Here is a 20,112-nt window from a genome sequence, read left to right as displayed (position 1 = left end):
GCAGGTACTATGCATAGCATAGTACATGAGTGGTTGAATAGGAAAGTGAGCGGTAGGATAGGTCAAACAATGATCTTTCGTACTTTTGCGGCTTATGGCGAAAAGGAAAGTTAAGGCTTCGGCGGCCAAAGTAAATTATTTGAAACCGTTGCCTGCTAAGGGCTGGGCGATTATTGCCGGGGTGATTATTCTGATTGGCGCCCTCATCTGGTGGAAAGATAAGAAGGATGTTAATCAATGGGAGTTCGTTGCCAAGTTTGGGATCAAGCTGCCGCTCCGCTACGCCATTCACGGCATCGACGTCTCGCACCACAATGCAAAGATCAATTGGGATAAGCTGAAAAAAACGCGTTCTGAAAATGTAGGGATTGATTTCGTGTACATTAAGGCCACGGAAGGCGCCACGCATTTAGACCGGCAATTCAAGCGCAACTGGGCCGAAGCAAAGCGGGTAGGGATGCGCCGGGGCGCTTATCATTTCTATAATCCAAGGGTAATGTCAGACCGGCAGGTTCAGAACTTTATCGGGCAGGTGCGGATGGAGCCTGGGGATCTCCCGCCTGTCCTGGACCTGGAAACACACGCCCGAAAGCCGGATGATATCATTATCAAAGGTGTAAAAAACTGGCTGCAACAAATTGAAGCGCATTACGGCGTGAAACCGATCATATACGTCAATGAATATTTTTACAAAAAATACATTGCCGGAAACTTCGACGATTATCCGCTCTGGCTGGCCGGTTATTCCCGCACGCACCTGGACGATCTGGCTTCCGATGCGCACGTGCTTTTCTGGCAGCACAGCGAAAAAGGCTGGGCCGATGGCATCCGCGGTTTTGTGGATTATAATGTGTTCCTGCACGAGCCTGAGGAGTGGGCGGATCTTGCGAATGCTTCGCCGTGACTTCCTCCCCAGATTAAAATCTGGGGATAGGGATGAGTCGCCGCTGACGCGGCTGGGCGACTTGCTGGTGAGCCGCGTCAGCGGCGGCCGGGTTTGTAACCTCGGACTTTAGTCCGAGGAGGAGCACTCAGGCAGGGAGGAGCGCTCAGTCGGGGAGGAGCGCTCAGTCGGGAGGAGCGCCCTGCGGCTCGGCTCAGGGTGACAGGATGCTAGTTCAACAGCGGCTCCTGCTGGCTTAGACAGTGGAAGCTCCCTTGTCCCCAAATGATCTCAGTGGCTTCCAGCGGGATGATCTTGCGTTCGGGAAATGCTTTTTCAAGAATATCTATGGCAACCTGGTCATTGGGATTGTTGAAAACCGGTGTGATAACGCCGGCGTTGCAGATCAGGAAGTTGGCATAGGAACCAGGCGTCCGGAAATCGTCGATGATGACGGCTTTGGGCATTGGGATTTCAATAATATTCAGTTGCTTACCACTCACCAGGCGCATGTTTTTCAGCATTTGCAGGTTGGTTTGCAGTATTTCGAAGTTCTCATCATTGGGATCATGCTCAACGCAGGCAATGACGGTGTCTTCATTGATGAAACGCGTGGTGTCGTCAATGTGCCCGTCGGTGTCGTCGCCTACAATGCCGCCTTCGACCCACAGAATCTGCTGGACGCCGTAATATTGGCACAACGTTTCCTCGATCTGGCTTCGATTTAAGTGCGGATTTCTATTCAGGTTTAGCAAGCACGACTTACTGGTCAGCAAACTTCCTGCTCCGTTAAATTCCACGGCACCGCCTTCCATAATGATGCCGGGATTGAAAACCGGCAGATTTAAATAGTCGGCGATGGCTTTCGGCGTGCGGTTATCATCGTCATAGGGCGGATATTTGCCTCCCCATGCATTATGTCCCCAGTCTACGATCGCCTTCTGTTTTGTTTGCTCGTTGATAACGAATGATGGCCCGTGATCCCGGCACCAGGCATCATTGGTAGGCTTTATTATAAATTCAATTTTAGAAAGGTCAACACCGGTCCAATCCAGCTCTTCAGAAATGAATGCTTTCAGGTTTTCATCATTGGCAATGATCCCCACATTTTCACCCTGGCTGATGGCCTTGATGAACGCCAGATATTGCGGACGCATCTGAGCAAGCCTTTCACCTTGCCAGGAAGCCTCATTATGCGGAAATGTAAGCCAGGTGGCGCGGTGCGGAAACCATTCGGCTGGAAATGTAAAACCAAGTTCCCCTGGCGTCGATGAAGTGTTTATATCAGGCACAATAATATGAAGTCATTTTAGAGTGCAAAGGTCGGAAAGGTTTTGGTGACTGGCAATTGCAAAGCGATAATGTATAACAAAAAGCGGGACGCAGTTGCCTGCATCCCGCTCAGATCGCCGAGTAAATAAACGTTACTGTGCAACCATTACATTGTCTACCAGGTAAGTGCCGTCTTCTGTTTCCAGGTTATACGCCTTTGAAACAATGCGCGCATTTTGCTTTACAGCACCCACTTTCCAGGATGATACAATGCCTGTGGAAGGCTCGTAATGGTAAAGAATGTCATTCTTGCTAAGTTGTTTTAACCGCTTCTTCCCTTTGCTGGTCTGAACGCGGTGGTTAGGCGTTGCTTCCAGCAGCAGGGCAGGGATCATTTTAGGGTCATAGTTCGCAATTCCTTCGGCAGGGCGCAGGTAAATGGCCGTTAACGAAAAGTCAGGTTTGTTATACACATAAATCTGCCGCACCTGCGTAGCCATGCTTTTTCCTCCCTTGCAGGTTTTAACATGCTCACCCACCTTTACATCCGCAATCGATTTCACACTTCCGTCAGCCATTGTAACCGGCGCATTGTCCGAAAAGTATTTATGTCTTTTGCTCTTTTTAGATACTTTAATGGTCACTTCTGACTTGACATTGTCAGCGGTTGGCATGTCGGTTTGGGCAGCCAGGTTCAATGATAAGATGGCAAGGACAGACGTAATGACGAACTTATGCATAAATGTAAGTTTCAATTGAAAATCAGGCTTTGGAAACTTTGACGAAAACTTTACTCAAAGCATTAGGCAGTGCGCCCAGAACAATAAAGATCATCCCGGAGGTAAGCAGCGTAGATGTATGCGCAAAGAAAGAGCCGGACGAAAGAATAGCGAGGATCAGAATGGTGGAAAATGGCAGGGAGAATGCGAGCAGCAACACGGCCAGTTCCAGGTCAAATGTTCTTTTTTCTTTCGGTAAACCTTTCGCATCTTCCCTCAAATTGAACGCTGAAATATGCGCCAGCGGCCAGAAACTAGCCGCGCTCAAAGGAATAACGATGGCAAGCAGGATCAGGGAAAGGTCCGTAATGTGCAGCACATAGATCATTCCCGCGCTGATGATCATGGTAATGCCTGCGCGGAAGAACAAAATGCTTGCTACAATGCGTTTTTTGCCTTCTTTAAGCTGTACAGCCAGACCAATGAACAGCAAAACCAATGGCGTCATCATTGCGCTGGTTTTGTCAAAAATTTCAGTTACCACAAATGGCAGGCTGCTGTAATTAATACCCAGGCTCAAAAGGATAATGGCCAGGAAAATGAGAATATTGATCGGCTCCTGAAACATGCTAACAAACAGGCTTTTCAGCTTTCCACCCATTTTTGTCTCCTTATCATCACTGTTTTTCAGAAACATGTTCATCGCGAGAATGTACAGGGATATCAGCACGAAAAACTTATTTCCCACATCCGCAAGCGCAGCAATAGCAAGACTTTTTTCGCCCAGAAACTCCGCAATAAACGGAAAACACGACAGGCCCGGAGCCAGCGATGGGATTAGCATCATCATGGTCCTGCCCGTCGGGCTGTTTTTTTCTATTCCAAACAATGAGAACGCGAGCGGTGCTGAGAAAAACATTAAGAAATTGAAAACCAGCGTCACCACCGGAATGATGATCATGGATGAATCAATATCAATCTTCATCAAAGAAATAAAGATCGTCGACGGCAATGCAACGGACAAAATGATCTCCTTAATCCCATTTGTCTGGTCTTTGTTTTTGAATTTGGACTTCAAAAGAAGGCCCAAACCAATTAATAATAAGAGTGTTATAGTTTTTTGCAATGCATCACTCATGATCAAAAGAATTTTGAATGGTCAATGGCACTTCGGCTACGCTCAGTGTGACAAGCTTTGTTAGCCTTAATTTGAATGGTCAATGGCACTTCAGCTACGCTAAGCGCGACAGCAATTCGACCGCTCGGCGGCCGATACGCTCAGTGTGACACGCTCTGTCACACTGAGCGTAGCCGAAGTGATGTCAGCTCAGCTGGTTCAGCGCGCCGACGAAGGATTTCATTTCGTCCATGGTTCCGATGCTGACGCGGCACCAGGGCTTGTTTTGAATGTCGAATGATCTTACGGCAACGCCTTTTTCGCTCATCTTGGTGAGGAGTTCCTTACCGGTGATGCTGATCGGGAAGAGTACGAAGTTGGTATAAGAAGGAATGTATTTGTATCCCAGTTTATCCAGGTTTTCGTATAGGTAAAGTTTCGCTTCGTGGTTCAGTTTGCGGGTGTTGTCCTGGAATGCGCTGTCGTCCATGCTTGCCGATGCTGCGAAAATGGACGTGTAAGAAATGCCCATTCCACCACGCGTGATCTTATTAATCGTCGCCAGGTAAGTAGGCAGCGCCACCATATAACCTACCCGGATTCCGGCCATTCCCATGATTTTGGAGAACGTGCGGGCTACGATTACATTTTTCTTTTGCGATAAAAGCGAAACCATGCTTTTCGTATCCGCACCAACAGCAAGCTCAATGTAAGCCTCATCTACAAATACAGGCACTTTTTCCGAAACACGTGAGCAGAAATCAACCAGATCCTGACCTTTTGTGATCGCGCCGGTCGGGTTGTTTGGGTTACAAACGTAAACCAGTTTTGTTTCGCTGTCGATCGCCGCTTCCATGGCTTTCAGGTCGTGTGACCAGTCGGCTGTGCAGGGAACGGGTTTCCAGGTTGCGCCTACGGATTTCGCAACCTGAACGAGCGACATATAGCAAGGATCGGCAGAAACAATGTTTCCTTTTCCGTTCATAAAAGTTACTAAAGCCACTTTTTCCAAAAGATCAGATGATCCCGGTCCCATCATAATGTGGTCCGCCGGAACGCCTTCCTTTTTGGCAATTTTATCAATCAGATCATACATTTCTTTCCAAGCGTAACGATTTCCGTTCTTCACAGAATCAGCAACCGCTTTTTGCGCCGACATAGGAGGCCCGTATGGGTTCTCATTGGAGTTCAGTTTCGCAATGATCTTCGGTGCTTTGAAGTCGTTTGGTAAGAAATGTTCTCTTACCATTGGGCTGCGGAAAATGCGGTTTTCAGGATCCAGACTAAGCGGCGTGTTTGAGAATGCACCCATGCTCAGATGCGGTGCCAAAGTCATTCCTCCGATTGCCATTAAACCGGATTTTAACAGATTTCGACGGTCCATTTTTTGAGTCATTGTTGTATTGGTTAGAAAAGATGTGACGATAAATATTTGCAGTAAATTTCTTGATACAATATACGGAATAATAAAAAAATTACCTGTACACTGTGCTTGTTTTGAGTTAGTTAGCTTGTATTTGAGAAAACCGCGTGAACGCAATTCCCTTATAAGATCCCGTCCAGGAAATTTTGGTAACCGCGCCTGCCTTGGGTGTTGGTACGCCCAGTTCAGCCCAGGTTTTATCGATCGTTACAAGGCCTTGTGCATTGGAAGTAACCTCGCCTAAAACGGCTCCCGAGCGCAATGTTATTTTGATCGCGACATTTGGAACGGGAATGGAATCAATGCCTTTGGTATGGTCGAGAATGTTGGTCTTGTCGAGTTCCAGTAACCTGGCCGAAAGGGTAAGCTTGGGTGCAGTTGACTGGTAACCCACGGTTGGCTCGCTCGCAATGGGCGCGCCGAATGCTGCGCCTACAATGTCTACCAGCACGGGTGCAACATCTACATCCAGGAACGGATCTTCTTCTTTGCACGAGGTCATCCCCAACGATAGCGTAAGCGCGAGGCAAAGAGCGGGAATGTATGTCTTGAAATTTTTCATAGTCTCGATTCTAAATGCGTTTTTTGGAATGATAACCCGATTACTTTTCTACCCACCAAAGCTTGGTTTTCATGTCATTAGGGCCGCCGTTCAGGCCTTCTCCTGCTTTTACAGACTCAGCATTCAGTGAATATTCTGAGTTGGGATAGGGGAAGCGGGTGGGCAGGATGCCTCCGTTTTGCAACACTGCGCGCGGGTCTGGTGCCGGAAACACCGGGATTCCGGTTCTGCGCCATTCTGCCCAGGCTTCAACACCCTGTGCAAACAATGCTACCCATTTTTGCTCCAATACTTTTTCCCGCGTCACGGCGCCGAGTTTGGTAATGAATGATGCAGGAGGTGTTAAGCCATATTGTGCAAATGAGGCGGCGATGCCGGCATCAAAATATGTCTTAGGGCTGCCAGTGATCTCGCCGTCCAATGCTGCTTCGGCCAGGATAAAATTCAATTCGGCAAATGTCATGATTACCTCCGGGGCATCCATTTTGGTAAATGCATCGCCAATGGTGGAGCTTGTTGCCAGGTAAGTGGTGGCGATAGCGTCAGGCAGGCCGTTTGGGTGGCCTTCGTATTTGCCGTCTTTGTTTGGGTTGGCATACACCTTGATGCGGCTGTCGTCCAGTGCATTCATCTTGTCAGCCAGCGTTTTGCTGATGTTCCAGTCGGTGCGGCCATCCTGCTTCATCACCTGGTTCCACTCGTTGTTACTAGGCAGAACCGCTGTGCAGTTCAGCTGAGCATTGTCTGCGTTGCTGGTGAAAATCGGGAATTTTTTGGCGTCGCTTACGATCTCGGTCATAATGGCTTTGGACTCAGCAGGTTTTTTCGCAGCCTGACGGTTCGCAAGGCGAAGGCGCAACGAATTCGCGAATTTTTTCCATTTCAGGATATCACCTCCATACATAATGTCACCCGCAACGGCCGGGCCGCCTACAACCAGTTTTTCGTTGGCCATTTTCAGGTCGTTCAGCATTCCTGCGTAAACCACTTCCATAGCGTCGTATTTAGGTGTGTAAACAGGCGAATCCGCTGTTCCATTGATCGCGTCGGTGTAGGGAATGGCTCCATAAAGGTCTGTTAGCAAGGAGAATACCCAGGTGCGCATTACTAATGCGACGCCTTCATAGTTCGAGTGTGGATTGGCCGATCCTTCGCCGCTCATCGTAATGATGCGTTGGAAATTGAGTTGCGAATCGTTGTAAAATCCTTTCCAGTTGTTGGCAACCAATGCAGGCGAAACCGTGTAATCATCGCCTTCATTGGAATAAATATTACGGGTCAAATGCTGCACATAAAGTTCGGCTGCATCAATGTTGATCCGTTCGAAACGGGTGCGGTGTCCCCAGTAACGGTCGATGGCGGTTTCAATGCCGGTAGGAAGCAAATACTGTGGTCCAATGGCCGTAGGGCTGTTCGGACTTGTATTCATTTCATCAAAATCTTTGGTGCAGCTTGATGCAGTAAGAATCCCTGCAAGTGCCGTCATCCAAATGGTTTTATGATTTAATATATTTCTCATTTTCAGATTCTTTAAGGTCAGTAACTGGATCAGAATGACAATGACAGGTTCATACCCACGCTGCGTGAGCTAGGCAGCTCGCCGTAACCGAAACCTTGTCCGTTGGCTCCTTTTGCGTCAATTTCAGGATCGATGTGCGGCGTGTTCTTGAAAATCATCCACACGTTACGTCCTACTACTGAAAGCTTTGCAGACTGAATTTTGATTTTTTTCAGAAATGAAGGGCTGATGCTGTAACCCAGGGAGACCTCGCGCAGCTTTACATAACTCGCATCAAAAATCGCTGATTCGTGATAGTTACGTGGATTGCTGTAACCGTACAATTGGTTTGCTGTTACGATGATGTCATTAGGAATGTAGGATTTAGAACCATCCGCTCCTGTAACTTCCCGAACGCCTTTGCCGATCACACCTTCTTCGCGTCCCAATGCCGTTTCTGCATATTGACCTGTCCAGCGCGCTGTTCCTGTTCCTTCGTCATAAATGTCACCGCCGATGCGCACATCAACCAATGCACTTAAAGAGAAACCTTTATAGTAGAATGTGTTCAGCATTCCACCGATCCAGTCGGGTTGAACATTACCCAGTTTTTGATTGGAAGCCGTAACCGGTAAGCCGTTTGCTCCGTAAACAGTTTGTCCGTCCGGTGATTTCTGGAATCCCACACCGTAGAATGTTCCATAAGACTCCCCAACACGTGCTTCTGAGGTCATGCCGCGTTGTGTGGCCAATGTGTAAGTCGTCAGTCCTTCTGCCAGCTCAACCACTTTATTGCGGTTGCGGGCATAGTTTAAAGAAACTTCCCAGCTGAAACCATTCGACAATTTTACAGGCGTTCCGGACAATGTTACTTCAACGCCTTTGTTGGTGATCTTTCCTGCATTCAGGATTCTTTTGTCATAACCACTTGCTTTTGAAATTTCAACACCCAGGATCTGATCTTTTGTAGTCTGCTCATAGTAAGTGACATCTAATCCCACTTTTCCTTTGAAAAAACGCACGTCAGCACCGAGTTCAAGACCGGTTGTGATTTCAGGTTTCAGCTCAGAGTTTGCGATTTGAATGTTTTCGGCAAATTTTGGTACAGCACCATTCCATGAACCGCTCGCTGTGAATGTTTGCGCAAGCTGATAAGGAAGTGCATCGTTGCCAACCTGTGCATAACTCGCACGGATTTTACCAAATGACAAAACACTGCTTTTCACATCAAACAACTCAGTAACCACAGCACTCAAAGAAGCAGAGGGATAGAAGTAAGAGCGTGCATTGGAAGGCAATGTGCTTGACCAGTCGTTTCGCGCAGTAAGGTCAAGGAACAGGCCGTCTCTCCACGAGAAGTTCGCCGTTCCGAACAGGCTTTGTGTTTCTGATTCTTCGATTTTACTTTCAATCGTGTTGGCGCTCGGCACTGAGTTTCCTGCGTTATAAAGGCCGTCCACAACCATTTCACCCACAGCGAAGTAATTTCTTTTGTAATAATTCTTACGCTGGATTCCGCCAAGCTGAACATTCACGCCAAAATCACTTGTAATGTTTTTATTGTAAGTCAGCATGAAATCCGTATTTGTTTCCTGGCTGCGCAGCACTTCTTCGTTGAATCGTCCCGGTGTTCTTGTTCCGTTACGAACGCGGAGGAAGTTGGTCACATTGATACGCGTATCCGACCAGTAATCCGTTCCCGAGCGAAGCATTAAGGAAAGCGAAGGCAGGATTTTGTAATTCAATGCGATGTTTCCTAACAACCTGTCTTTCTCATTGCCGGATGGCATTTTAAGTTGAGAAAAATAAGGGTTTGTAAAGAATGTATGCTGCCAGTTTGGTGGATTTGTGTCGCCGGCTTTCTGGTTATGCACATCAGCATATTGTTCGTAATTGCGGAGCTGATCCCATGAAACGCTGCGGTGCGACCAGATAAACTCCTGACCAGCTGCATAGCTGCGGTTGTCGGAGCCTGATTTGATATACTCTCCTGATAATGTTACGCTGATATTTTTGGTCAGGTTGTATCCGGAATTAATGCGAAAGTTGTTTCTGTGGAAATCATTGTAATACATAATCCCTTTCTGATCCACCCGGCTCAGTCCCAAACGGAAATAGCCTTTGTCGTTACCGCCGGAAAGTGCCACTGAGTTTGTAATCGTGCGGCCTGTCTGCCAGTATTCTTCCCAGTTATTAGGCTGAGGAGTCAGTGGTGCAACATCGTCACCAGTCCACCACTGTCTCACCATACGACCATCCATAGGCGCTCCCCAGCTTTCATCCGTTCCCTCTGAACCAGCGAGAGGATATCTTGCGTCATAAACAGCTCTGTATTGTGCGATTTGCGCAGGATCCGTGATAGAAGAGCTCCATCCATCGTTATACCAGGTCCGGTAACCGCTTCCGCCGCCATATGTATTCTGAAAGTCAGGCTTGATCCAGGGACGTTCGAATGTAATGTTTGAGTTTACTTCCACACCCAATCCTTTTGTGCCCTGTCCGTTTTTAGTTGTAATCAAAATAACTCCGTTTGCTGCACGTGAACCATATAATGCGGCTGCATTAGGGCCTTTCAAAACAGACATTTCTTTAATGTTGTCGGGGTTAACCTCCGAAATTCCGCCTCCCAACGTTTTATTGGCCGTTTGCTCCATAGGCACACCATCGATAACGATCAGCGGCTGGTTATTTCCTGAAACCGAAGAAGATCCGCGGATTTGGATGGTCGAGCTGCTGCCCGGGCCGCCATTGGATTGCACACGCACACCGGCAATTTTACCTGATAATGCGTTGGCCACGTTCGTAGAGCGCGATTCTGTTAATGAGCTTCCTTTTACTTCCTGGACTGTGTAGCCCAATGCTTTTTTCTCACGTTCTATACCAAAAGCGGTAACCACCACTTCGGCAAGCTGGCGTGTATCGGCGTCAAGTTTTATGTCAAATTGGGTCTGGTTGCCGATGGGCAATTCTTTAATTAAGAAACCAACATAAGAAACCACAAGAATACCATCACCCGGGACAGAAAAGCTGAATTTTCCGTCTGCATCTGCATTTGAACCCACATTGGTTCCTTTGAATATGATAGAGGCGCCTGCAAGTCCGAGGCCATCGTCTGCTGCTGTAATTTTCCCGCTGATCTGGCGCACCTGAGCGTAGGCAAGCGGAGCAGTAAGAGAGGCCCATAATAATAAGAGTAGAACTTTACGCATGGGAGAAGATGATTTAAATTGTTGTTAGGTATCAGTAATCGGAGTAGAAAAAAGTTATGGCTGTGTGGTGTCCACGTTGCCGTGCGCCGCACACACTTTCGCGTGGACAGAACAACACAGCCATAAGCTTGCAAAACTGCTTTTCCGGAAAGCAATACCCTCTTAAATCGAGGACAGACAGCATTTCGCGCTTAGGCAAAAACAAAGCAATCCTAGCGCAGACATTTGCCTGTCCACGGTGTTCCTGGTAAACCTGTTATTGAAAAAATTATATTGTACCTGGATAGAACCTGCCGGATGCGTTTGGTTATCGCAGCCGGATTTATTCAATCTTTCTCCTGATACAGACAGATATATTCATGTGCGGCTGGAATACATCTGCTTTTAAGAAGTTCAGTCATTCGTTTAACGACTTCTCAAATATACTGACAATGTGAAATAATGCAAGAGAATAAACTTATTTATTGAAGTTTTTTGCAATAAAAATTGGTCGTTTAAAACGGTTATAAAATGTTTTGGTAATAATTTTATATTAAGTTTAAATTTCCCGTTTCCACAGAATCTCTATTTGTAAGCTAGACTTAAATTTTAAATTCCGACAAATAATTGTCTATAATTGAGATTATTATGAACCTGATATTATTAATTTAAATAAAATTACGGTTACAAAAGTTGGTTTTAGAACTTAGTTTCATAGAAATAGCAAAAACGCAAAAAGAGGGCTCCCGTTAGGAAGTCCTCTTTTTATTTATCTAAGAATAATTATATTAATTGGTAATTGCTAGTCGATATAGCGTTTCAGAATTGGCTTGTAGGAATCAATGCGGCGGTCTCGCAGGAATGGCCAGGTTGTTCTGTAAAAATCCAGCTTTTGCAAGTCGAGTTCTTCTACATGCGTTACTTCCTCTTCGTGCGGCGCGAGATACAGCAACCGTCCTTGCGGGTTAGCGATGAACGATCCGCCCCAGAACTGCTGGTCTACTTCGCGGCCTGTCCGGTTTACAGCAACGACGTAAACGCCATTTGCAACGGCATGTCCGCGCTGGATCGTTTGCCACGCGCCGTATTGCTCTTCATTAATAATTGGATCGGTTTCATTGGTGTCCCAGCCGATGGCAGTTGGATAAAACAAAATTTCAGCGCCCATCAAGCTCGTAATGCGGGCCGCTTCAGGATACCATTGATCCCAGCAAATGAGTACACCGATCTTTGCAAATTTTGTATCAAAAACGCGGTAACCATCTTTGTCACCCGCTTCACCCACGGACTCGCCCAAGGCAGCATCACCGGGTGTGAAATAAAATTTCTCGTAATAACCCGGATCATCCGGAATGTGCATTTTCCGGTATTTGCCCAGATAGGATCCATCCGCATCCAGAACCGCCGTGGTGTTATGATACAATCCGTGCGCCCGTTTTTCGAAAAGGGAGGCAATAATCACCACGCCGAGTTCCTTCGCCAGTGCGCTTAACGACTCCGTGGAAGGACCAGGAATCGGCTCGGCCAGGAGGAAATTTTTGTGATCTTCCACATCGCAGAAATACAGCGAGCGGAAAAGTTCTTGAAGACATACAATGTTGGCGCCCTTCGCCGCGGCATCCCGGATGCCCTGCACAGCTTTCTGGAAATTTGCCTCCACGTCCTCCGTGCAGCTCATTTGGACGATGCCAATGTTTACCTTTTTATTCATGAATGGTCGTTTGTGATCTGAAGGTTCAGCTATTTTAACATTAATTATCCCCGGGTAGTTCTTTGATCGGGAAGTTGAAGGACAGCTCGTTCATGCATTTAAAGTGTTTTTGCGGACAAGCTTTATAACCGATCTTGGAGCAGGGCCTGCAATTGAGGTTATTATTTTCCAAAACTTCAAAAGCCGTTTTATATGGATACATCCCAAAACCCGGAATCGTATTTCCCCAAATCGAATACACTTTCTTCTTAAATGCGGCCGCCACGTGCATTAACCCTGTGTCGTGAGAAAACACGATCAGCGATTTCTGGATAAGGGAAGCCGATTGATTGAAATTATATTTTCCGCAAGTGTTCACAATTAACTCATCGCCAATGGCTTGTCGGATTGCTTCGCCTGCTTCAAAATCTTCTTTCCCTCCCAAAAGCACAATCGGAAAATTAATTTTCCTGCAAAGCTCGATCATTCTCGGGACCGGCAGCTTCTTTGTATTGTGCTGTCCGCCAATGGCATATGCAACAAATGTTTGTTGGTGCGTTGCCGGAAGCCAGCCGGTTTCCACATTGTCTTTATAAGGAATGAAATAATCCAGCCCTTTGCCATCATTTTGAATGTTCAGCGTTTTCACGGTGTCTAGATAGCGGTCCACAATGTGCACGTCGGGCAGATAGTTGATTTTAAACTGGGTTAGGAGCCATTTTTGAACATTCAGTTTATCAAAACTAAATGCCTTAACGCCCAGCGCGAGCTTAATGCGCAGCGTCCGGAGGTTTGCATGAAGATCAATGATGTAATCGAAATGTTCTGCTTTAAGCTGTTTCAGGAGCGGGGTAATGTCCTTATCCAGCAGCCAGATTTTATCGACATAGGGATTGTCGGCAAGCAGGAATTCGAATTTTGATTTGGTAAAATAATGAACCTCAACATTGGCCTGTTGTTTCAAACACCTTATCACCGGCGTGGTGAGCACAATGTCACCAATGGAAGAAAAACGCAGGATAAGGACTTTAACAGGTTTATTCACTTTTTATTTCTTGTCGTAATTGAAATGGCAACAGATTTTGAGGCCTCGCATGCTTCCACCGTCTGTGGCTCCAAAGCCAGTTATCGGGCTGGCGCTTAATGTCTTCTTCTAGATATTCGATCTGGCTTTGCAAAATGTTATTCGTCGGTTCTTTCTTTGGATTTTCGGTGATGAGCCTGAAATAGGAGCGGTAGTGTCCTCTTTTCTGCTCGTCGCGCAGGATGCCCATGTATAAAACCGGCGCATTAAGGCGCTTGGCAATCAGCTCGCCGCCCCGGAAAATCCCTGTGTCCTGGTTCAGGAAATTGGTCCAGTAAGCCTTATCCGGACTTGGCGACTGATCGTTGACCAGCACAAAGAGAAACGGTTTTTCCCTTGGCGCCATCGCCCGGACCATCGCTTCTTTCATCGGCACCATTTCCGTCCCGAACTTGGTCCTGACTTTTTTAAACCAATCCTCAAAGATATCGTTGGCCAGCTCGTGGTAAACGACCACAATTTGGTAGGATAATTTGGCAGAAGCAAATAAGTTAAGCATTTCCCAGTTGCCCAGGTGTCCTGAAACGACGACCAGACTCTTTTGCTGCGCATAATAATGATCCAGCAATTCGGTCTCCAACTCAAACCGGCCGAGCAAATCATTCTTAGAAATGGACCTTAATTTGATGGTTTCAAAAACAATGTCGGTGAAATTCCGGTAATACCGGCGCGCGATGCAGGCAATGGTGTCGTCGCTGTAAGCAGGGAAACTGTTTTTGAGATTGGAGAAAATAACCTGCTTTCTGTAATGGCCAATGTCGAAAATGAGGAAGCGGAAAATATCGGAAAGCTTATAAATTTTTTTCCACGAAAGCCTTGAAATTGCTGTAAGAATGAACAGTAATAGCCGGGTGGAAAGTGTTTTCATTGCGTTGACTCGAATTGCAATAAAAGAAGCAATTCCGCGAGCGAATTAGTTCCTCTATTGGCACTTTCCCAAGTCTTTCGGATCTAAATAAAGGTGTTATTTAGGCAATGTCTGCTCCGGTTTCAGGCATTCCGGACGCCTGTGCTTCCAGCGTCTGTGGCTCCAAAGCCAGTTATGAGGCTGTTTTTTGATGTCTTCTTCCAAAATGCACAGCTGTTTTTGGAGAATTGCATTATTCTCTACTTCCTTTGGACATTCAGTAATTGTGGAAATCGCAACTTGGTAATAACCTCTTTTCCCGGGCACTTTGCTGAAATCGGCATATAAAACAGTCAGGTTATAGCGCCGCGCGATCGTTTCAACACCCCTGAAAACGCCTGTGTCCTGATGCAAAAATTCCGTCCAGAATGCCGTTTTGGGATTTGGAGACTGATCATTAGCAAGCACAACGACGTAAGGTTTGTCTCTTGGCTTCTGTAATTCTTTAAAAATATTGTCCATAGGCACCAATTTAGCACCAAACCGCGTCCTCAGATCCATAAACCATTGATCCGAAGCCTCATTCTGCAATGGCCGGTAAACCACAATGCATTCGTGCGTAAAGCAAAGCGAGGAAAACAGATTGGCGAGCTCCCAGTTGCCGCGGTGGCCCATCAGATAGATAATGTTCGTTTTATCATTATAAAACTTATCCATAATGCTAATGTCGCCTTGCAACCGCTCGCGCACACATTCGGGGCTGGCCGTGCGGAATTTGAGCGTTTCAACAATTAAATCTGTAAAATGGAGCTGAAAATCTTTTGCTATGCACGATAACTCTGCATCCGTTTTGTCTGGAAAACTGTTTCTTAAATTCTCGCGGATCACTTCCCGGCGATAACGGCCGACGTTAAAAATAGACCAGCGCAGAAAATCGGAAAGCCGGAAAGCGTTTTTCCAGGAAAGTTTTGAAACCTGATTTAGGATAAAAAAAAGAAATTTTGAGATAAATAATTGCATGCAGACATTTTAGTGCAATAATACGTATATATTATATCTATATGAAATCCTGGTTTTTGTACGTGCAATTTGTTACATTCACTGTTTCAAAACCAGTTCAATAACGACGTCTTGGAGGGAATATTTGACATAAAGAATGATCGTCGCCTGAGCATGTATTTGTATCGGGTGGGATTCGGGATGTGGCTGATGTATCTCGTTCTCGGCGCGCCTGCGTTACATACGTACGGACATTACCGCCAGGATTGCGGCCTTTTGTCATTCGCATTAATGATCTTCGGCTTCACCGCTTCTATGGTATACGATTATTTTCATCATCACGATCAGTATGAGATGAAAAAGAAGTGGCTGTTTATCAGCTATGTCGTGCTGGCTGGGATTATTTACTTCCTGGAATTTAAAGGCAAGGTCAATGGGATAGATTTCAACTGGATTCTTAGCCTGCTCTAATTCGCCTCACTAGCAACAGAACCTTGTTGCATCAGTTGTTCAATGTGCTTATAGCTCAGATCGGGCAATGCAGCCACTTTTCCAATCACAATTACAGCCGGAGAAGCAATTTCGCTCACTTGTGCCAATGCCGCAATGTTGCTGATCTTGCCTGTTACGACCTTCTGATTTGCTAATGTGCCGTTTTGAATGATGGAAATGGCTTCGTCTGATTTGTTCAGATTTGAATAAATAGAAACAATCTCATTCAATTTGTGCAAGCCCATCAGGATAACCACGGTTGCCGTGGATTGTGCAGCCAAATGCACATCATTGGAAAGCGCATGCTGTTTTGTAGTGCCGGTAATGACCCAAAAACTTTCGCTTAATCCTCTCGAAGTCAATGGAATGCCAGCTAATGCAGGAGCTGCATAACTGCTGGAAATGCCGGGAATAATTTCTGATTCAATGCCGAATTGCGCAGCATAAACAACCTCTTCATAACCCCGACCGAAAATGAAGGAGTCACCGCCTTTCAAGCGCACGACTTCGCCATATATGCGTGCGTTTTCAACGATCAGCGCATTAATGTCGTCCTGTGAGCAGCTGGTTTTACCAAAACGCTTACCGACAAGAATTTTAACGCAGTTTTCAGGACAATAATCCAGCAGGGAAGGGTGGGCGAGGGAGTCATACAAAACCACTTTTGCTGTTTGTAAGGCCTTAACCCCTTTCAAGGTGATCAGATCCGGATCGCCCGGCCCGGCACCGATGAGTGTAAGTTTCATATCTTGGATGACTTGGCTTTCGGCTTACAGTGATCAAACTAATGTTCAATTCCTGTAAGCCGAAGACCAACGGCCATTTTTAACTATCTTTTCCGAATGACAATTCTTGCAAAGCCGGTTCGCCGGTTTCCACTAATTGTGCTTCGCGTGTTTCGCGTACAAAATTCAGGAATTGTTCTGCGGTGCTCAGGAAATAAGTCGCAAATTCCTGGGTCGGCTCAAAATGATTGATGCTGAATGCCAGCGAACGGAATGGCGTTTCTGCTTTGTCTTCACGAGCGAATTCCGCAGGCGTTTCATATTTAAAATCCTGTCCGAAATATGTCTCAAAGTCATTAACAATGCCATACTGCGTGTTCAGAGTCACATCTTTGGTCATTAACAACCCTTTTGCACCTGTGATCAGCACATTATAAGCATGGTAAATCGCATCCGCCCAGATTCCCGATTCATAGTTTTCTTTGGCAAGATTCAATTTTTCCTGTCCTTCCGTGATGGTCGTCGCCACAAGGTCAACCAGCACACTCGCACATTCTCCAACCCCGATTTCTGTTTTGAACAATTCATCGTGGTCCCAATCGCGGTAATCATCGTCCTGCAATGTTGTCAGGTCGGCAATTGGTTTCAGTAACTGGAAGAAGTAATTTTTGGTCTGACGCTGGTAATATTGGTTGTAATATTCACCATCAAAAGCATTGGTCTCAAAATCATCAAACAATGCGCGCAACACTTCCGGACCGCGTTTAGTTGGGACTTTGATCACCTTATCGCCAATCAGACCAATGCCATCGCCAGAGAAACCGCCGCCCAGCAAAACCTGCAATGCGGGGAGCACCAGCTTGCCGTTTTTGATAGAGCTTCCGTGAAAACCAATGTTAGACGCATTATGCTGACCGCAGCCATTCATGCAACCGCTGATTTTGATCTTAATGTCCTGATTGTAAATCATTTCAGGATATTCGTCGCGCATCACATCTTCCAGCACGCGCGTAATGCCGTAGCTGCTGGAAATGGCCAGGTTACAAGTGTCTGTTCCCGGGCACGTTGTAATATCCATGGTGCTGTCGAAGCCCGGCGCAGCAAGGCCCAATTTCGCCAATTCGTGATAAATTGCAACCAGATCTTCGCCTTTCACAAAACGAAGCACGTAGCCCTGGTTCACCGTCACACGAATGTCATCCGCAGCATATTGCCGAACCACATTCGCAAGCTGACGTGCCGTATCTGAATGCATATCGCCCAAAAGCACACGTAACTGAATCGCATACCAGCCTTTCTGTTTTTGTTCAAAAGTGTTGGTTCTCAGCCATTTTGTAAAAATATCCCGCTTATCCGCTTCAATGCTTTGAGCAGCGATGTTCAGGATCTCAGCTTCTGTCAACGCCGGACGGGAAGCGTAGTTGATAGACTCCACTTCCTTCGTGCCAAACAGATCTTCGGGAATGGTGAAAACCTTATTTTTAAGCGCAACGCGTTGTTCTTCCACGCGCGCCATCATTTCTTCGAGGCCAATATCGTTCAAAAGAAACTTCATCCGCGCCTTATGGCGACGAACGCGCTCTCCGTAACGGTCAAAAACGCGAAGCAATGCTTCTATGAAAGGAATTACTTTGTCTTCTTCAAGAAATTCAAAAGCTGTTTGCGCAGAAAAAGGCTGCGCGCCCAATCCACCGCCAATCAGCACTTTGAAACCCTTCACCGTTTCACCAGCTTCATTCACGCCCATTTTAGCGATCAGACCAACGTCATGGATAAATGCCAACGCAGAGTCTTTTTCAGAAGAAGAAACAGCAATTTTAAACTTCCGCCCCATATCCTGATTGATCGGGTTGCGGAGGAAATAAGTAAAAATCGAATGCGTGATCGGCGTTACATCGAATGGCTCGTCCGGATCAATTCCGGCGATCGATGAAGCCGTGACGTTCCGGATGGTGTTTCCGCAAGCTTCTTTTAATGTAATGCCCGCATCTTCCAGATCGGCCCACAATTGCGGCGAATCGGAAAGCTTCACAAAGTGCAGCTGAATGTCCTGGCGTGTGGTGGCGTGCAGGTTACCCGTCGCAAATTTGTCGGAAGTGTCCGCGATCCTGACAAGCTGGTCCGCCGTAATGCGTCCGTAAGGCAGCTTGATACGGATCATTTGAACGCCCGGCTGGCGCTGGCCGTAAACTCCGCGTGTAAGCCTGAACTTACGGAATGCTTCCTCGGGTGTTTCGCCCGTGTTAAATGCATTGATTTTTTGGTTCAAATCAATGATATCGCGCTTCGCAACAGCGGATACTTTATCAGAAATCAATATTTCGCTCATGGTGATAATTTCTTTTATTCAATCATGCAAGCTCCTACGGTCACATTCGACGTTTCGTCGATCAGGATCGCTGCGCCGTTTGCGCGGTTGGTCTGATAGGGATCGTAGGCGATTGGTTGGGCTGTTCTAAGTACAATTCGGGCAACATCATTCAATTTCAGGCTCTCTACTTCGTCCAGCTTCTCGTATGAATTAATGTCAATTTGGTATTCAATGTCGCGGATAGAGCATCTCGACCGGGCTGTTCCATGCTGTAACACGTATTTGTTGCCGGGTTTCAAAGTTTTTTTATCATCCATCCAGCAAACCAATGCTTCAATGTCCTGGCTTACGATCGGCGAGTTGTTGACCGACACAATCGTGTCGCCACGGCTGATGTCAATGTCGTCTTCCAAAAGGATCGTAACCGATTCTAAAACAGAGGCTTCTTCTATTTCGTTTCCGCCAAATTCAATTTTAGCGATTTTAGATTCTGTTTCCGAAGGCAAAACTTTGATCAGATCACCTTTTTTGAAAGATCCGCTTTGCACGCGTCCTGCATATCCGCGGTAATCGTGCAATTCGTCCGTCTGAGGGCGTATCACATATTGAACCGAAAACCGGCCATCTTCCAGGTTCTGATCTTTCAGCACATTGACCGTTTCCAAAACAGAAAGCAATGTCTCGCCTGTATACCAGGGCATATTTGCCGATCTGTCCACAATGTTATCGCCATTCAAGGCGCTCACCGGGATTAATGTCAAATCTTTGATATTTAGCTTGGAAGCAAGTTCCTGATAAGATTTTGCGATTTCTAAAAACGCATCTTCCGAGTTTCCTACCAAGTCCATTTTGTTAATCGCCACGATCACATGCGGGATGCCCAGCATCGAAGCGATCAGTGAATGGCGGCGTGTTTGCTCCACCACACCATGACGCGCATCAACAAGGATAATCGCCAGATCCGCATTAGAAGCACCCGTAACCATATTTCTGGTATACTGAATGTGTCCCGGCGCATCAATGCTGATAAACTTGCGGTTGGGCGTCTGGAAATATTTGTAAGCAACGTCAATCGTAATCCCCTGCTCACGCTCCGAACGAAGGCCGTCCGTCAGCAAAGCCAGATCAATTTCCCCCACATTGCGGCTCTTACTAGCCCGCTCAATGGCCTCCATCTGATCCGCCAAAATATTTTTCGTATCAAAAAGCAAGCGTCCGATCAACGTACTCTTCCCATCGTCAACGGAACCTGCTGTTATAAATCTTAGTAAATCCACCTTTTTTAATTTTGAATGATTGAAT

At 46.5% G+C, this 20,112-nt stretch carries 16 protein-coding genes; 2 read left to right on the top strand and 14 right to left on the bottom strand.

Annotated features, from left to right (window positions below):
* Nucleotides 1–94 precede the first annotated feature (94 nt).
* Nucleotides 95–904 carry a glycoside hydrolase family 25 protein gene (locus G395_RS28315; RefSeq protein ID WP_026628196.1) on the top strand — a complete coding sequence of 270 codons (810 nt, stop codon included), beginning with the start codon at nucleotides 95–97 and terminating at the stop codon, nucleotides 902–904.
* Between the two features lie 209 nt (nucleotides 905–1,113).
* Here the strand turns inward: G395_RS28315 and G395_RS0100205 are convergent, their stop codons facing one another.
* The 11 genes from G395_RS0100205 to G395_RS0100155 form a co-directional block, all read right to left on the bottom strand.
* Complete coding sequence (locus G395_RS0100205; RefSeq protein WP_051349905.1) at nucleotides 1,114–2,175, bottom strand: agmatine deiminase family protein; 1,062 nt, start codon at nucleotides 2,173–2,175, stop codon at nucleotides 1,114–1,116.
* A 132-nt stretch (nucleotides 2,176–2,307) separates the two neighbouring features.
* A complete protein-coding gene (locus G395_RS0100200) occupies nucleotides 2,308–2,895 on the bottom strand; it encodes a Hint domain-containing protein (RefSeq protein ID WP_035360175.1) in 588 nt (195 codons plus the stop codon).
* A gap of 22 nt (nucleotides 2,896–2,917) precedes the next feature.
* Entirely contained in the window at nucleotides 2,918–4,012 is a 1,095-nt protein-coding gene (locus tag G395_RS0100195) for an AEC family transporter (protein ID WP_026628193.1), read from the bottom strand.
* 184 nt (nucleotides 4,013–4,196) lie between these two features.
* Nucleotides 4,197–5,387, bottom strand: a complete 1,191-nt coding sequence (locus G395_RS0100190) for a pyridoxal phosphate-dependent aminotransferase (RefSeq protein ID WP_026628192.1) — start codon at nucleotides 5,385–5,387, stop codon at nucleotides 4,197–4,199.
* 106 nt (nucleotides 5,388–5,493) lie between these two features.
* On the bottom strand, nucleotides 5,494–5,976 hold the full coding sequence (locus G395_RS0100185; RefSeq protein ID WP_026628191.1) for a hypothetical protein: 483 nt from the start codon (nucleotides 5,974–5,976) through the stop codon (nucleotides 5,494–5,496).
* A gap of 40 nt (nucleotides 5,977–6,016) precedes the next feature.
* Nucleotides 6,017–7,495, bottom strand: coding sequence for a SusD/RagB family nutrient-binding outer membrane lipoprotein (locus tag G395_RS0100180; RefSeq protein WP_035360173.1), 1,479 nt, complete (start codon nucleotides 7,493–7,495; stop codon nucleotides 6,017–6,019).
* Nucleotides 7,496–7,524: 29 nt separating this feature from the next.
* Complete coding sequence (locus tag G395_RS0100175) at nucleotides 7,525–10,683, bottom strand: SusC/RagA family TonB-linked outer membrane protein (protein ID WP_026628189.1); 3,159 nt, start codon at nucleotides 10,681–10,683, stop codon at nucleotides 7,525–7,527.
* Nucleotides 10,684–11,464: 781 nt separating this feature from the next.
* On the bottom strand, nucleotides 11,465–12,373 hold the full coding sequence (locus G395_RS0100170; protein ID WP_026628188.1) for a carbon-nitrogen hydrolase: 909 nt from the start codon (nucleotides 12,371–12,373) through the stop codon (nucleotides 11,465–11,467).
* Nucleotides 12,374–12,413: 40 nt separating this feature from the next.
* A complete protein-coding gene (locus G395_RS0100165; protein WP_026628187.1) occupies nucleotides 12,414–13,397 on the bottom strand; it encodes a glycosyltransferase family 9 protein in 984 nt (327 codons plus the stop codon).
* Nucleotides 13,390–14,304, bottom strand: coding sequence for a lysophospholipid acyltransferase family protein (locus tag G395_RS0100160; protein WP_026628186.1), 915 nt, complete (start codon nucleotides 14,302–14,304; stop codon nucleotides 13,390–13,392). The genes G395_RS0100165 and G395_RS0100160 overlap by 8 nt, the downstream gene beginning before the upstream one ends.
* 96 nt (nucleotides 14,305–14,400) lie before the next feature.
* Nucleotides 14,401–15,303 carry a lysophospholipid acyltransferase family protein gene (locus tag G395_RS0100155; protein WP_026628185.1) on the bottom strand — a complete coding sequence of 301 codons (903 nt, stop codon included), beginning with the start codon at nucleotides 15,301–15,303 and terminating at the stop codon, nucleotides 14,401–14,403.
* A gap of 153 nt (nucleotides 15,304–15,456) precedes the next feature.
* Between G395_RS0100155 and G395_RS0100150 the strand changes: the two genes are divergently transcribed.
* The gene (locus tag G395_RS0100150) at nucleotides 15,457–15,753 is read left to right on the top strand and encodes a hypothetical protein (protein ID WP_051349904.1); all 297 of its coding nucleotides are present in this window, start codon (nucleotides 15,457–15,459) and stop codon (nucleotides 15,751–15,753) included.
* Here G395_RS0100150 and cobA read toward each other — a convergent pair.
* The 3 genes from cobA to G395_RS0100135 all read right to left on the bottom strand — a co-directional run bounded on the left by cobA (nucleotide 15,750) and on the right by G395_RS0100135 (nucleotide 20,087).
* Nucleotides 15,750–16,520 (bottom strand): uroporphyrinogen-III C-methyltransferase, encoded by a 771-nt coding sequence (cobA, locus tag G395_RS28310; protein WP_035360170.1) that lies wholly within the window; start codon nucleotides 16,518–16,520, stop codon nucleotides 15,750–15,752. The genes G395_RS0100150 and cobA overlap by 4 nt on opposite strands.
* Nucleotides 16,521–16,599: 79 nt before the next feature.
* Nucleotides 16,600–18,828, bottom strand: coding sequence for a ferredoxin-like domain-containing protein (locus tag G395_RS0100140; RefSeq protein ID WP_026628183.1), 2,229 nt, complete (start codon nucleotides 18,826–18,828; stop codon nucleotides 16,600–16,602).
* 14 nt (nucleotides 18,829–18,842) lie between these two features.
* On the bottom strand, nucleotides 18,843–20,087 hold the full coding sequence (locus tag G395_RS0100135; RefSeq protein ID WP_026628182.1) for a sulfate adenylyltransferase subunit 1: 1,245 nt from the start codon (nucleotides 20,085–20,087) through the stop codon (nucleotides 18,843–18,845).
* Nucleotides 20,088–20,112 lie beyond the last annotated feature (25 nt).

Source organism: Dyadobacter alkalitolerans DSM 23607 (genome assembly GCF_000428845.1).
Lineage (GTDB): Bacteria > Bacteroidota > Bacteroidia > Cytophagales > Spirosomataceae > Dyadobacter > Dyadobacter alkalitolerans.
This window is presented reverse-complemented; position numbering and strand designations above follow the sequence as displayed.

Bases quoted from the DNA above. Each gene is read 5' to 3' on its own strand.
- G395_RS28315 (WP_026628196.1), top strand. From the start codon at position 95: ATGGCGAAAAGGAAAGTTAAGGCTTCGGCGGCCAAAGTAAATTATTTG.
- G395_RS0100200 (WP_035360175.1), bottom strand. From the start codon at position 2,895: ATGCATAAGTTCGTCATTACGTCTGTCCTTGCCATCTTATCATTGAAC.
- G395_RS0100195 (WP_026628193.1), bottom strand. From the start codon at position 4,012: ATGAGTGATGCATTGCAAAAAACTATAACACTCTTATTATTAATTGGT.
- G395_RS0100190 (WP_026628192.1), bottom strand. From the start codon at position 5,387: ATGACTCAAAAAATGGACCGTCGAAATCTGTTAAAATCCGGTTTAATG.
- G395_RS0100185 (WP_026628191.1), bottom strand. From the start codon at position 5,976: ATGAAAAATTTCAAGACATACATTCCCGCTCTTTGCCTCGCGCTTACG.
- G395_RS0100180 (WP_035360173.1), bottom strand. From the start codon at position 7,495: ATGAGAAATATATTAAATCATAAAACCATTTGGATGACGGCACTTGCA.
- G395_RS0100175 (WP_026628189.1), bottom strand. From the start codon at position 10,683: ATGCGTAAAGTTCTACTCTTATTATTATGGGCCTCTCTTACTGCTCCG.
- G395_RS0100170 (WP_026628188.1), bottom strand. From the start codon at position 12,373: ATGAATAAAAAGGTAAACATTGGCATCGTCCAAATGAGCTGCACGGAG.
- G395_RS0100160 (WP_026628186.1), bottom strand. From the start codon at position 14,304: ATGAAAACACTTTCCACCCGGCTATTACTGTTCATTCTTACAGCAATT.
- G395_RS0100155 (WP_026628185.1), bottom strand. From the start codon at position 15,303: ATGCAATTATTTATCTCAAAATTTCTTTTTTTTATCCTAAATCAGGTT.
- G395_RS0100150 (WP_051349904.1), top strand. From the start codon at position 15,457: ATGTATTTGTATCGGGTGGGATTCGGGATGTGGCTGATGTATCTCGTT.
- cobA (WP_035360170.1), bottom strand. From the start codon at position 16,520: ATGAAACTTACACTCATCGGTGCCGGGCCGGGCGATCCGGATCTGATC.
- G395_RS0100140 (WP_026628183.1), bottom strand. From the start codon at position 18,828: ATGAGCGAAATATTGATTTCTGATAAAGTATCCGCTGTTGCGAAGCGC.